Source organism: Streptomyces sp. NBC_01003 (genome assembly GCF_045162695.1).
GTDB lineage: Bacteria > Actinomycetota > Actinomycetes > Streptomycetales > Streptomycetaceae > Streptomyces.
Genome location: NZ_CP108707.1, coordinates 1,480,334 through 1,493,576, shown reverse-complemented (window position 1 = coordinate 1,493,576; position 13,243 = coordinate 1,480,334). Strand labels below are relative to the sequence as shown.

General features: G+C 70.5%; 10 protein-coding genes. 7 read left to right on the top strand and 3 right to left on the bottom strand.

The features are described from left to right. Positions 1-157: 157 nt before the first annotated feature. The 3 genes from OG698_RS06970 (at position 158) to OG698_RS06960 (ending at position 4,695) form a co-directional block, all read left to right on the top strand. The gene (locus OG698_RS06970; protein ID WP_406102080.1) at positions 158-2,044 is read left to right on the top strand and encodes a family 20 glycosylhydrolase; all 1,887 of its coding nucleotides are present in this window, start codon (positions 158-160) and stop codon (positions 2,042-2,044) included. A gap of 33 nt (positions 2,045-2,077) precedes the next feature. Continuing rightward, positions 2,078-3,643: an alpha-L-fucosidase gene (locus OG698_RS06965; RefSeq protein ID WP_406102079.1), complete on the top strand. Its 1,566-nt coding sequence runs from the start codon at positions 2,078-2,080 to the stop codon at positions 3,641-3,643. A gap of 98 nt (positions 3,644-3,741) precedes the next feature. Continuing rightward, entirely contained in the window at positions 3,742-4,695 is a 954-nt protein-coding gene (locus OG698_RS06960; protein ID WP_406102078.1) for a formylglycine-generating enzyme family protein, read from the top strand. Between the two features lie 7 nt (positions 4,696-4,702). Here OG698_RS06960 and OG698_RS06955 read toward each other — a convergent pair whose 3' ends face one another. Both OG698_RS06955 and OG698_RS06950 read right to left on the bottom strand, forming a co-directional pair. Continuing rightward, positions 4,703-6,355 carry an amidohydrolase gene (locus OG698_RS06955; RefSeq protein ID WP_406102077.1) on the bottom strand — a complete coding sequence of 551 codons (1,653 nt, stop codon included), beginning with the start codon at positions 6,353-6,355 and terminating at the stop codon, positions 4,703-4,705. 38 nt (positions 6,356-6,393) lie between these two features. Then, positions 6,394-7,872, bottom strand: coding sequence for an APC family permease (locus OG698_RS06950; RefSeq protein WP_406102076.1), 1,479 nt, complete (start codon positions 7,870-7,872; stop codon positions 6,394-6,396). A gap of 118 nt (positions 7,873-7,990) precedes the next feature. Here OG698_RS06950 and OG698_RS06945 point away from each other — a divergent pair, with 118 nt between their 5' ends. Further along, complete coding sequence (locus OG698_RS06945) at positions 7,991-8,683, top strand: TetR/AcrR family transcriptional regulator (protein ID WP_406102075.1); 693 nt, start codon at positions 7,991-7,993, stop codon at positions 8,681-8,683. Positions 8,684-8,705: 22 nt separating this feature from the next. Here the strand turns inward: OG698_RS06945 and OG698_RS06940 are convergent, their stop codons facing one another. Then, the gene (locus tag OG698_RS06940; RefSeq protein ID WP_399979260.1) at positions 8,706-9,416 is read right to left on the bottom strand and encodes a FadR/GntR family transcriptional regulator; all 711 of its coding nucleotides are present in this window, start codon (positions 9,414-9,416) and stop codon (positions 8,706-8,708) included. 179 nt (positions 9,417-9,595) lie between these two features. Here OG698_RS06940 and OG698_RS06935 point away from each other — a divergent pair, with 179 nt between their 5' ends. From OG698_RS06935 to OG698_RS06925, 3 genes are read left to right on the top strand one after another with little or no spacing between them, the layout of a single operon-like run. After that, entirely contained in the window at positions 9,596-10,672 is a 1,077-nt protein-coding gene (locus OG698_RS06935) for a sugar ABC transporter substrate-binding protein (protein WP_100592964.1), read from the top strand. After that, positions 10,669-12,198, top strand: coding sequence for a sugar ABC transporter ATP-binding protein (locus OG698_RS06930; RefSeq protein ID WP_406102074.1), 1,530 nt, complete (start codon positions 10,669-10,671; stop codon positions 12,196-12,198). The genes OG698_RS06935 and OG698_RS06930 overlap by 4 nt, the downstream gene beginning before the upstream one ends. Continuing rightward, positions 12,191-13,225 (top strand): ABC transporter permease, encoded by a 1,035-nt coding sequence (locus OG698_RS06925; protein WP_399979266.1) that lies wholly within the window; start codon positions 12,191-12,193, stop codon positions 13,223-13,225. Before OG698_RS06930 ends, OG698_RS06925 begins: the two co-directional genes overlap by 8 nt. The last annotated feature ends 18 nt before the right edge of the window (positions 13,226-13,243 follow it).

Sequence of the window (13,243 nt, the reverse complement as noted above, 5' to 3'; positions counted from 1 at the left end):
AGCGAGCGGCGGCGGGCGGTGGCGGTCCGTCCGCCGCCCGCCGTGCGTTCGGTAGCTCAGTCCTCTGATTCATCCGATGAGTTTTGCGAGATGTCCAAGTGATTGCAAGGAACGATCCATTGACACTCCCTCCGCAGGGCTTGAATCATCGGACCTCATGACGGATCCGAGCTCCAAGATCACGCCCAGGCGACGCAGACACCGACTGATCGGCACCGTAGCGGCGTTCCTTCTGCTTGCGGCACCGGCCCCCCTCGCGCGGGCGGCACCCCAGGACCCCATGCCCCGGACCCTGCCGAGCCTCACCAACTGGACGCCAGGACAAGGTACTTACTCCTACGGTCCCGGCGCCCGCCTGGTCGCGCACGATGCCGCCTCGCGCCGCGTCGCCGCCACCCTCGCCGATGACCTGCACGCCGCGGGCAAGGGCACCGTGCCGGTCACCGGCGGTCCGTCCCGTGCCGGCGACATTGTGGTCGACGTCGAGCCGTCACGGAGCGGATCCCTGGGCGCCGAAGGCTACGAACTCCGCGCCGCACAGCGGCTCGAGATCACCGGAGCGGCCGAGGCCGGAGCCCTCTACGGCACCCGCACCCTCCTCCAGCTTCTCGCCCAGGGCGACCGGGTGCCGGCCGGACGCACCGTCGACGTGCCCCGGTACAAGGAACGCGGCGTCGGCGTCTGCGCCTGCTACGTGCACATCTCCACGGACTGGATGGAGAACCTGGTGCGCGACATGGCGTACCACAAGCTCAACCAACTGCTCGTCGAGCTGAAGGTGAAGAGCGACCGGCACCCCGAGGCCAACACCTGGGGCTACTACACCAAGAGTGAGATCCGCCGCCTCGTCGCGCTCGGCGAGAAGTACCACGTCACCATCGTTCCGGAGATCAACTCCCCGGGTCACATGGACCCCTGGATCGAGAACCGCCCCGACCTGCAGCTCACCGACTCCGACGGGAAGCCGCAGCCGTCCCGCCTCGACATCACCGCACCCGCGGCCTTCGACTACTACAAGAGCCTCATCGACGAGTACGGCGAGGTGTTCCCCGCCAAGTGGTGGCACATGGGCGCCGACGAGTACATGCTCGGTTCGGACTTCGCCAAGTACCCGCAGATCGACGCGTACGCGAAGAAGAAGTACGGCGAGAACGCCACGCCCCAGGACGCGTTCATCGACTTCGTCAACCGTGTCGATGAGTACGCCGCGAGCAAGGGCAAGCGGCTGCGCATCTGGAACGACGGCCTGACCGGCGCCAACACCGTCCCGGTGACGGCCGGCACGACCGTCGAGCACTGGCTCGGCGTCAAGGTGAAGCCCAGTGAGCTGATCGCACAGGGCTACCCCGTGATGAACGCCGCCTACGCCCTCTACCTCGTGCGCGGCGGCTTCCACACCGACACGCGGAAGCTCTACGACGAGCAGTGGGATCCGCGCAGCTTCGAGGGCGAGAAGCTCGCCTCCCGCGACGGCATCACCGGCGCCAAGATCAGCCTGTGGCCCGACAACGGGCGGGGCGAGACGGAGAACGAGGTCGCCGGTGCGGCCCGGCTGCCCCTGAGCCACATCGCGCAGGCGACGTGGAGCGACCCGCACCCCGACGCGACGTACACCGGCTTCACCGCACGGGCCGAGGCCGTCGGCCGGGCACCGGGACAGCGCGACCTGACACGGCCGCCCGTCGCCGACGGCACGTACACCCTCGCCGACACTCGCCACCACACTCAGGCGGCCGGCTTCGAGCTCACCCGGACCCCGGACGGCTATCTCACCCTCAAGTCCACCGCGACCGGGAGCTGTCTGGAGACCCGCAGCGGAAGGCTCACCCTCAACGTGCCGCTGCAGCCCGGCTCGGCGGTCACACAGGAGACCTGCGACGCGAAGAGCACCCTTCAGCGCTGGCAGGTGTCCCGCGCCGGCGGTGGCTACGTGCTCACCAACGCCATCACGCGCATGACCCTCGACGCGACGTCCGACGGGCGTCTCGTGCAGAACCCGCCCGACCAGCAGACCCCGACCATCTGGACGCTGACCCAGCGCTGAACCGGCGCTGTCCCGAAGGGATTTCACCCGCAGATGACCGTCAGCAGACGACTCTTCATGGCCGCCTCCGTGACCACGGCCGTGGCCGCGTCGAGCAACTCCCTCGCCCTGGCCGCCCCGGCAGCGACCCGCACCACGGCGGAAGAACCCCACTACCGCATCCCCATCAGCACCGCGGACTCCCCGGAGGAACTGGTCGCCAAGGCCTCCCGGGTCCGCCCGACGAACCGTCAGGTCGCCTGGCAGAGCCTGGAGAAGACCGCCTTCCTGCACTTCGGCGTGAACACCTTCACCGGCCTCGAATGGGGCACCGGTGACGAGGACCCCAACGTCTTCCAGCCGACCGGGCTCGACACCGACCAGTGGGCACGCGCCCTGCGCGACGGCGGATTCAAGCTCGCCATCCTCACGGTCAAGCACCACGACGGCTTCGTCCTCTACCCGTCCCGCTACACCAAACACAGTGTCACGTCGAGCAGTTGGCGCGGAGGACAGGGCGACGTGCTGCGCTCCTTCGCCGATTCCATGCGCAAGTACGGGATCAAGGTCGGCGTCTACATCTCGCCCGCGGACGAGAACCAGTACCTCGACGGCGTCTACGCCAACGGCAGCAAGCGCTCCGCCCGCACCATCCCCACGCTCGTCGACGGCGACGACCGGGCCGGTGACAGCCCGCGCACGTTCACGCTCGACGCGACCGACTACGGCGCCCACATGCTCAACCAGCTCTACGAGGTGCTCACCGAGTACGGGCCCGTCGACGAGGTGTGGTTCGACGGCGCGCAGGGCCGCATCCCGCCGGAGAAGGTCGAGACGTACGACTGGGACAGCTGGTACGCGGTGATCCGCGCGCTCGCCCCCGGCGCCACCATGGCCGTGCGCGGACCCGACGTGCGCTGGGTGGGCAACGAAGGCGGACTGGCGCGCGAGGACGAGTGGAGCGTCGTGCCGGTCAAGGACTCGGGCAACGGAAGCGTCGACTACGCCCTGCGGTACGACGCGCCGGACCAGGGCAGCCGTGACGCGCTCGCGCAGTCGCGCTCCGTGGCCCAGTATCTCCAGTGGTGGCCCGCCGAGTGCGACGTCTCCATCAGGCCCGGATGGTTCTACCACGCGGACCAACAGCCCAAGAGCGTCGACCAGTTGGCCGACATCTGGTTCCGGTCCGTGGGCCGCAACTCCGTGCTGCTGCTCAACATCCCGCCGGACAAGGACGGCCTGCTGCCCGCGGCGGACGTGGCGCGGCTCAAGGAGTTCCGCGAGCGTATCGACCGCGAACTGCCCGAGGACCTGGCGGACGGCGCCCGCGTGCGCGACGACGGCGAGGGCATCCGTACCGTCGATCTGCGCACGGCCAGGGAGGTCGACCGGATCCGGCTCGCCGAGGACACCCGGCACGGGCAGCAGGTGGAGCAGTTCGTCGTGGAGGCGAAGTCCGGCGGCGCCTGGACCGAGGTGGCGCGGGCAGGCACGATCGGCGCCAGCCGCGTCCTGGTCCTGCCGGCGCCGGTGACGGCCCGCGAGTGGCGCCTGCGGATCACGCAGACCCGCACCGCCCCGCACATCGCACGGTTCGGGCTGTACCGCTCCCGGGTCTGAGCCGGGAGACGGGGCGTGAGGTGGCCCGCCGGGCGCGGGCCACCCCACGCGTGCGAGGATCGGCCGCAATCGGTCCAGCGTGTGTACGAGGCGGAACAATGACTGCGGAAGACGTGACCCCGAAGGCCTGCTGCGCCGCGCGCCGTGAAGGCGGCGGCGAGCCGCAGCCCGTGCGCCTCGCCCCGACGGCCCGTCGCGCCTCGGGAAAGGGCATGGCGACCCTGCCCGGCGGCACGTTCCGCATGGGCAACGAGGACGACCGGGCCAACCCCGGCGACGGTGAGGGACCGGTACGCGAGGTCACCGTCGGCCCCTTCCGGATCGACGAACACGCCGTCACCAACGCCCAGTTCGCCACCTTCGTCAAGGACACCGGCTTCGTCACCGCCGCCGAGCAGTTCGGCTGGTCGTACGTCTTCGCCGGGTTCCTCGACCCCCGCCTCGCCCGCGCGACGCCCGCCCCCGCCGGCACCCCCTGGTGGCGGGGCATCGAGGGGGCGACCTGGCGCACCCCGGAGGGCCCCGGGTCCGGGATCGGGGACCGGTCGCGGCACCCCGTGATCCACGTCAGCTGGGACGACGCGAGCGCCTACGCCGCCTGGGCCGGCAAGCGGCTGCCCACCGAGGCCGAGTGGGAGTACGCGGCCCGGGGCGGCCTCGACCAGGCCCGCTACCCGTGGGGCGACGAGCTGACCCCGCGCGGCCACTGGCGCTGCAACATCTGGCAGGGCGAGTTCCCCGTCGTGAACACCGGCGAGGACGGGCACACCGGCACGGCGCCCGTCGACGCCTACCGGCCCAACGCGTACGGCCTCCACAACACCGTCGGCAACGTGTGGGAGTGGGTCGCCGACCGGTTCACCACCGACCACCCGGCGGCCCCGCTCACCGATCCGCGCGGCCCCGCCGAGGGCGACACCCGCGTGATGCGCGGCGGCTCCTACATGTGCCACGACTCGTACTGCAACCGCTACCGCGTGGCCGCGCGCACCGCCAACACACCGGACTCCAGCAGCGGGAACTGCGGATTCCGGTGCGCGGCGGACGTGTAGCGGCGCGTCACCCGGCGGCGTACACCCGCTCGCCCCCGACGAACGTCTCCAGGACGCGCGTCGCTCCGATCTCCTGAGTGGGCGCCGCGAACGGGTCGCGGTCGAGGACCACCAGGTCGGCGAGGCGCCCCGGCGTGATCGAGCCGGTCACGTCGTCCAGGTGGTTCACGTATGCGCTGCCCGCCGTGTACGCCGTGAGGGCCGCGTCCAGGCCGATCCGCTGCTCCGGCAGGAACACCGGGGTGCCGGGCGTCGCGTCGGGCAGGACGCGGTTGACCGCGACATGGATGGCCTCGATCGGGTCCGGGCTGCTCACCGGCCAGTCGCTGCCCGCCGCGAGCGTCGCCCCCGCACGCTGAAGATCACCGAACGGGTACTGCCACGCGCTGCGCTCGGGACCGAGGAACGGGATCGTCAGCTCGTCCATCTGCGGCTCGTGGGCCGCCCACAGCGCCTGCATGTTCGCCGTCGCGCCCAGCTCCCTGAACCGGCCGATGTCGTCGGGGTGCACCACCTGGAGATGGGCGAGGTGCGGGCGGGTGTCGGTGCGGCCGTTGGCGCGCCGCGCCGCCTCGACGGCGTCGAGCGCCTCGCGCACGGCCCGGTCGCCGAGGGCGTGGAAGTGCACCTGGAAGCCGCGCGCGTCCAGCTCGGTCACGTACTTCTGCAGGTCGAGCGGCGGGACGAAGCTGATGCCGCTGTTGTCGGAGGCGCAGCCGCAGCCGTCCAGGTAGGGACCGAGGAGGGCCGCGGTGCCGTTCTCGGCCACACCGTCCTGCATGATCTTCACCGTCGTGCAGCGCAGCCTCCCGCGCGTGCCCGCCGCGCGCCGCGCCACGAGCTCGTCGATCTGCTCGGTGCCGCGCGAACGGTCCCACCACAGCGAGCCGACGACCCGCGCGGTGAGGCGCCCGTCCCCGGCGGTCGCGAGATACGCGTCCGTGGGGTCGGTGAGGTTGGCGTGCTCGCCGAGGAGGGCGTCCTGCCACGCGGTGACGCCGAGGGAGTGCATCAGCTCCTGGGCGCGCAGCAGGCCCGTGATCTTCTGCTCCAGGGTGACGGGCGGCAGCAGCCGTCCGATCAGGTTCGCCGCGCCCTCCTGGAGCATGCCGGTCGGCGCCCCGTCGGCGTCGCGCTCGATGCGGCCGTCGGACGGGTCGGGCATGCGGGCGTCGATCCCGGCGGCTTGCAGGGCGCGGGAGTTGACCCAGGCGCCGTGGTGGTCGCGGTTGACCAGGTAGGCCGGGCGGTCGGGCACGAGGGCGTCGAGCTCGGCGGCCGTGGGCAGACCGCCGGGAAACGCCTCCATCGACCAGCCGCCGCCGGTGATCCACTCGGTGTCGGGGTGCGCCTGCGCGTACGCGGAGATGCGGCGCCGGTACTCGTCGAGGGTCGTCGCGCCGCTCAGGTCGCACTGGCCGAGCTCCATGCCGCCGCCGACGGGATGAGCGTGCGCGTCCTGGAACCCGGGGATGAGCAACTTGCCCTTCAGGTCCACCACTTCGGTGGCCGGGCCGATGAGTTCGCGTACCTCGTCGTGGCCCACGGCGACGATCCGTTCGCCGCGGACGGCCACCGAGGTCGCTCGCGACCGGGCGGGGGAGAGGGTGTGGACCGGGCCGCCGGTGAAGACCAGATCGGCGGGGGCGGTGTCGGGCATGGGACGTGACTCCTTGGGGTGTGGGGGTGGAGGGCCGGTCAGGAAGCTTCGGCGGTCAGGGGGACCGTCTCGGGAGTGGTGACACCGCCCTTGGTGAAGTACGGGGAGCGGCGCACGTACTTGGCGTACGCGGCCATCACCAGACCGGACGCGACGATGGCGAGCGGTACCGACAGCATGAACCACCCGTTGTCCGGGCTGAGTTCGAAGTGGTCGCTCATCGTCACGTACGAGCGGGCGAGGTAGGCGCCGATGCCGAGGAGCGCGACGCCGCTGACCGTGGGCGCCACGACCGCGCGCAGCGCACCGGACAGCGGACCGCGCAGGGCGGCGCGGAAGCGGACCGCGCAGGCGAGCGCCGTCAGGCCGTAGTACAGGGCGACGACCAGGCCGATGGAGTTGACGGCGGCGAGGATCATCTCGTTCAGCTTGGGGATGGCCAGTGCGAGTACGGAGACGCCGGCGGAGATCGACATGATGAGGACGGTGCCCAGGGCCGGGGACCCGTAACGCGGGCTGACGCGGGTCCATACCTGGCCCATCGTGCGGTCGCGGCCCATGGCGAGGAGGCCGCGGGCCGTCGGGATGACGCTCGACTGGAGCGAGGCCACCGCGGAGAACATCAGCGCGAGCAGCGGCAGCGTCGCCCACGGCTCGTCGGCGAGCTTCGCGCCCAGATAAGTCAGGCCCTGCGGGCCCTGGGCGATCAGCTCCGGCAGGCTCATCTCGCGCTGGAAGGCCACGGCCCCGTAGAGGAACATCGCGAGCATCGTGAGCAGCGCGATGAAGCCGCCCCGGCCGGCGTCCCGCACGTTCTTCGTCTCCTCGGTGACGCTGAACGCGGCGTCCCAGCCCCAGAAGAAGAACACCGCGAGGACGAGGCCCTGCGCGAATGCCGTGCCGTCGTGGATCGCGAAGGGGTTCAGCCACGACCACTGGAAGGCGTGGTCGCCCGAGATGAGGGCCCAGCCGCAGAACGCGAGCAGGACCGCGTACTCGAAGACGAGCAGCCACGTCTGCAGCCGGGTGGCCTTGCGGACCCCGGTGATCGCCGTGTACGTCACGACGGCCAGGACCACGAGGCCGACCACCGTGCTCAGAGCGGTCGAGTTCGGGTCGAGCGTGAGGCCGAGGGCGTGGTGCCAGCCGGCCTTGTTCGCGAACTGGAGGAAGACCGACCCGGTGACGGCGCTCGTGTACGCCATGAAGATCACCGTGCCGACCAGGGTGACCCAGCCCGTGATGAAGCCGGGCCACGGGCCCAGAGTCTTGCCGACCCACACATAGCCGCTGCCCATGTTCGGCTCGGAGCGGTTGAGGCGGGCGTACGCGGAGGCGATGCCGAGGATCGGCAGGAACGCCACGAGCAGGATCGCCGGGGCCTGGAGGCCCACCGTCGCGGCGAGCGCGCCCATGCCGATCCCGATGCTGGTGGTGGCCGCGGTGCTGGACGCGGCGATGGCGACGCCGTCGACGACACCGAGGGAACGGCGCAGGCCAGGGGGTTCGCTGCTCATTCGGACACTCCTGAAACCGGAGGAGGGGAGGGAGGGTGCGATCAAACAGGCCTTGTCAATGTTGCGTCAATGGTGTTGACATAAGGGGAACGGGCGGCGCGACGGAAGGAGATTCGGGATGACCGACGGGCGGATTCCGGTGGAGCGGCGGCGCCGCAAGCCGACCAAGTCGGGGGTGCTGCTCTCCGGTGAGCTGATCGTCGACTGCGCCCTGCGCCTGGTCGGGCAGCACGGGCCCGACGCGCTGAGCGTGCGCAGGCTGGGCGCCGCGCTCGGCTGCGACCCGAGCGCGGTCTACCGCTACTTCCACAACACGGACGACCTGCTCCTCGCCGTCGCCGACCGCATCATCGGCGAGAGCATGGCCGGCTTCACGCCAGGTGACGACTGGGTCGAGGACCTGCGGAGCATGGGGCGCCGGATCCACCGCGCCTACAGCGAGCACCCGCGGATCGCCGCCATGGCCGCGTTCCGGGTCACGCGCCGGATCAACGAGGTCAGGGCCGTGGAGACCGGCATCGGACTGCTGCTGAGCGCGGGCTTCGACGACGCCACGGCGGTGCGGTACTACGCCGCCTTCGTCGACACGGCGCTCGGGCACGCGGCCCTGGACGCCTCCCATCTGGCGCTGCCGCCCGAGCGGCGCGCCCAGGACCACAGCGCCTGGACGGACACGTACCAGTCGCTCCCGCCGGACACGCACCCCCAACTGGCCGCTGTACGCGAGCACTTGCCCCTCATGGCGCAGAGCTCCTTCGAGACGGCCCTGGAACTGCTGCTCTCGGCGCTCGCGGCGCAGGCGCCACGCTGACCGTCCTTCCGGCGGGGCGTGGTCAGGCCGGCTCGGCGTCGAGCTGGCTGCGCATCCAGGCCTCGACCTCGCCCACATGGGCCGCCGCCGCGGCGCGCGCCGCCTCCGGGTCGCGGTCGACGAGCGCGCGGTGGATACGGGCGTGCTCGCGGCCTGTGCGCTCGAAGGCGCCTTCCTCCTGGTAGCCGCGCCACACGCGGGCCCGGAACGTCCGTGACGACAGTCCGTCCAGGATTGCGGCCATCGTGTCGTTGCCCGCGGCCGTGGCGATCACCCGGTGGAACGCGAGGTCGTGGGAGAGGATCTCCTCGGGGTCGTCCGTCGCTGCCATCGCCGCCAAGTGCAGTTCCACCTCGGCGAGTTGCTCCGGTGTGATGCGCGCGGCCGCCAGCGCGGTCGCGGTCGACTCGAGCACGCGGCGCACCTCCATCAGCTCCACAAGACGGGCGCCGCGCGAGAGATCGGCGACGACGCCGAACGTCTCCAGGAGGTCCCCGGCGTTCAACTGCGTGACGTAGATGCCCGATCCGTGCCGCGCCTCCAGGACGCCGAGGACCGTGAGCGCCCTGATCGCCTCACGCATGGAGCTGCGCGAGATGCCGAGCTGGGTTGCCAGGTCCCGCTCCGTCGGCAGCCGCTGGCCCGGCTCGAGCAGTCCCTCGCCGATCATCGCCTTGATCTGCTCGATGGCCCGCTGCGTCACGGTGCCCTTCTGCGGGGCGGTCTGTTCCACGGACGCTCCTCAATTTGCCGGGTCCGCCGCAGTCTAGCCAGAGATGTGGTCCGACCACTACGGCCTGAAACACGGAAAAGTTGGCGCCGAGGGGTGTTGTGGCCGCCAAGTGGTCTGATAAATATTTCCGCCATCAGGTACCAGAAGTCGCTCGATCTCGCTCGATGAGGAGCCGTCAGATGGCCGGCAGAACAGTGCGCAAGCGGAACAGGTCGCGGATCGTCGGCGCGGCGGCGGTCGCCGCTTGCGCCGCCCTGGTGCTCACCGCGTGCGGCAGCACGAAGGACGACGTCGCCTCCGGCGGCAAGGGCGGCGGCGACGGAAAGGGCAAGGTCGGGGTCATCCTGCCGCTGCTCACCTCGCCGTTCTGGCAGTCGTACAACGACTACGTGCCGAAGATGGCGAAGTCCGAGAGCGTGGACGCGCTCAAGACCGTCAACTCCAACAGTGACCCCTCGCAGCAGATCACGGACATCAACAACCAGCTCAACCAGGGCGTCAAGGGCCTCGTCGTCGCGCCCCTCGACAGCGCCGCGATCTCCGCCGGCCTCGACCAGGCCGAACGCAAGGGCGTCCCCGTCGTCGCCGTGGACGTCGCGCCCGAGAAGGGCAAGGTCGCCATGGTCGTACGCGCCAACAACGTCGCGTACGGCGAGAAGGCCTGCGAGTACCTCGGTCAGCAGGTCAAGACCGGCAAGGTCGTCCAGATCATGGGTGACCTCGCCTCCGTGAACGGCCGCGAGCGCTCGCAGGCCTTCCGCGACTGCGTCAAGAAGAAGTACCCGGACCTCAAGGTCCTGGAGATCCCCGCCAAGTGGGAGTCCGACACCGCCGCGTCCAAGCTGGACACCCTCCTCAACGCCAACCCCGACATCAAGGGCATCTACATGCAGGCGGGCGGCGTCTACCTCGCGCCCACCCTGCAGACCCTCAAGTCCAAGGGCCTGCTGAAGAAGACCGGCGAGAAGGGCCACATCACGATCGTCTCGAACGACGGCATCCCGCAGGAGTTCGCCGCGATCCGCAAGGGCCAGATCGACGCGACCGTCTCCCAGCCCGCCGACGCCTACGCCAAGTACGGCATGTACTACATCAAGGCGGCGATGCAGGGGAAGACGTTCAAGCCCGGTCCCACCGACCACGACTCGGAGATCGTCAAGCTGCCCAGCGGCATCCTCGAGGACCAGCTGCCCGCGCCGCTCGTCACCAAGGACAACGTCGACGACCCGAAGCTCTGGGGAAACACGGTCAAATGAGCACCTCGACGACAACCACACCGGCGGTCAGGCCGCTGGTCGAGGCGTCGGGCATCGCCAAGCGGTACGGTCCCACGGTCGCCCTGCAGGACGGTCGCCTGACCGTCCTGCCAGGCGAGTCCCACGCCCTCGTGGGCCGCAACGGCGCCGGCAAGTCCACCCTGGTCACGGTCCTCACCGGCCTCCAGGCACCGGACGCGGGCACCCTCCTGTTCGACGGCGAGCCCGCGCCCCCGCTCAGCGACCGCGACGCCTGGCGCGCGAAGGTCGCCTGCGTATACCAGAAGCCGACCGTCGTGCCCGAACTGACGGTCGCCGAGAACCTCTTCATCAACCGGCAGCCCGGCAGCCGCCGCGGCTTCTTCTCCTGGCGCACGCTCCAGGAGGAGGCCGCGCAGGTCCTCGACACCTGGGACATCCACGTCGACCCCGACGCCCGCACCGCCGACCTCAAGGTCGAGGACCGCCAAATGGTGGAGATCGCCAGGGCGTTGAGCGGCGGCGCCCGCTTCATCGTCCTCGACGAGCCCACCGCCCAGCTCGACAACCGCGAGATCGAGCGCCTCTTCACGCGCATGCGGGCCCTCCAGGAGTCCGGCGTCACGTTCCTGTTCATCTCGCACCACCTCCAGGAGGTGTACGAGGTCTGCCAGACGGTCACCGTGCTGCGCGACGCACGCTGGATCACCACGGCGCCCGTCGCGGAACTGCCGCGCGCCGCACTGGTGGAGGCGATGGCCGGCGAGGTCATCGCCGAGGAGCGCGCGGCCGCCCGGGCCGCCGTGGAGCACGAGCCCGACGCCACCGTCCTCCTCGACGCGCGCGGGCTCACCTCGGAGGCGTACGACGACGTCGACCTGACCATCCGCAGCGGTGAGGTCGTCGGACTCGCCGGATCCAGCGGCAGCGGCAAGATCCAGCTCGCCGAGGCGTTCGCCGGACTGCACTCGCCGACCGCCGGAACGGCCGAACTGGACGGCAAGAAGCTGCCGTTCGGCGATGTGAGTGCGGCGCTCGCCGCGGGCGTCGGCTGCGTGCCGCGCGACCGGCACGAGCAGGGGCTCGTCACCGGCATGACCATCGGCGACAACGCCACGATGAGTGTTCTCGGGCGCCTCGGCCGCTACGGCTTCGTCGGCACCGACCGCAAGCGCCGCTTCGCCGCCGACCTGATCGACCGCCTCGACATCCACGCGGAGGGCTCCGACCAGGCGGTGTCCGACCTCTCCGGCGGCAACGCACAGAAGGTCGTCATGGCCCGCGCCCTCGCCTCCGACCCCCGCCTTCTCGTCCTCATCAACCCCACCGCGGGCGTCGACGTGAAGTCCAAGGAGTCCCTGCTGTCCCGCATGGACAGCGCCCGCGAGGACGGCACCGCGGTCCTCGTCGTCTCCGACGAGCTCGACGACCTGCGCCGCTGCGACCGGGTCCTCGTCCTCTTCCACGGGAAGGTCGTCGCCGAGCACGCGGCCGGCTGGAACGACCACGAGCTGATCGCCTCCATCGAAGGAGTGGACCATGGCTGACACGAAGGCCCCGTCGGCCTTGACCACGACAAAGATCGGAGCGCCCGGAAAGGGGCCCGCCAAGGCCGTACTGCTGCGTCGGGCTCGCGAACTGGCCCTGGTCCCGGCCCTGTTGCTGCTCATGGTGCTCGGAGCGGTCGTCAACGACTCGTTCCTCACCGAGCGCAACCTCATCTCCATCCTCGGGGCCTCCGCGGCCCTCGCGATGGTGGTGCTCGCCGAATCGCTCGTCCTGATCACGGGCAAGTTCGACCTCTCCCTGGAGTCGGTGGTCGGCATCGCGCCCGCCGTCGGCGCCCTGCTCGTCCTGCCGGTCTCCCAGTCAGGATTCGGCACCGAGTTCCCTACCGTGCTCGCGCTGCTCGCGATCCTCGTCGTGGGCGCGGCGATCGGGGCCTTCAACGGCATCCTCGTCGTGAAGTTCAAGCTCAACGCCTTCATCGTGACGCTGGCGATGCTGATCGTCCTGCGCGGACTGCTCGTCGGCGCGACCAAGGGCAAGACGCTGTTCGGGATGCCCGACGCGTTCTTCTCCCTCGCGACCACGACGTTCCTGCGGATCCCGATGTCGGTGTGGCTGGCCGCCGTCGCCTTCGGTGTGGTGGGTCTCATCCTGAAGTACCACCGGATCGGACGCGCCCTGTACGCGATCGGCGGCAACGCCGACGCCGCCCGCGCGGCGGGAATCCGCGTCGAGCGTGTGATGCTCGGCGTGTTCGTCATCGCGGGCGTCCTCGCCTCGGTCGGCGGGATCATGCAGACCGGCTACGTCGGCGCGATCAGCGCCAACCAGGGCAACAACATGATCTTCACCGTTTTCGCGGCGGCGGTCATCGGCGGCATCAGCCTCGACGGCGGCAAGGGAACCATGTTCGGCGCCCTCACCGGCGTCCTGCTGCTCGGCGTCGTCCAGAACCTGCTGACCCTCGCCCAGGTTCCGTCGTTCTGGATCCAGGCCATCTACGGCGGAATCATCCTCCTCGCCCTGATGATCGCCCGTGTGACGACCGGCCGCGCCCAGGACTGACCCCCGCCTCAGCAAGAA

What these genes read in the sequence shown, in the direction of transcription:
- OG698_RS06950 (WP_406102076.1), bottom strand. Translation starts at nt 7,872, where the DNA reads ATGAGCAGCGAACCCCCTGGCCTGCGCCGTTCCCTCGGTGTCGTCGAC.
- OG698_RS06965 (WP_406102079.1), top strand. Translation starts at nt 2,078, where the DNA reads ATGACCGTCAGCAGACGACTCTTCATGGCCGCCTCCGTGACCACGGCC.
- OG698_RS06970 (WP_406102080.1), top strand. Translation starts at nt 158, where the DNA reads ATGACGGATCCGAGCTCCAAGATCACGCCCAGGCGACGCAGACACCGA.
- OG698_RS06945 (WP_406102075.1), top strand. Translation starts at nt 7,991, where the DNA reads ATGACCGACGGGCGGATTCCGGTGGAGCGGCGGCGCCGCAAGCCGACC.
- OG698_RS06925 (WP_399979266.1), top strand. Translation starts at nt 12,191, where the DNA reads ATGGCTGACACGAAGGCCCCGTCGGCCTTGACCACGACAAAGATCGGA.
- OG698_RS06960 (WP_406102078.1), top strand. Translation starts at nt 3,742, where the DNA reads ATGACTGCGGAAGACGTGACCCCGAAGGCCTGCTGCGCCGCGCGCCGT.
- OG698_RS06955 (WP_406102077.1), bottom strand. Translation starts at nt 6,355, where the DNA reads ATGCCCGACACCGCCCCCGCCGATCTGGTCTTCACCGGCGGCCCGGTC.
- OG698_RS06930 (WP_406102074.1), top strand. Translation starts at nt 10,669, where the DNA reads ATGAGCACCTCGACGACAACCACACCGGCGGTCAGGCCGCTGGTCGAG.
- OG698_RS06935 (WP_100592964.1), top strand. Translation starts at nt 9,596, where the DNA reads ATGGCCGGCAGAACAGTGCGCAAGCGGAACAGGTCGCGGATCGTCGGC.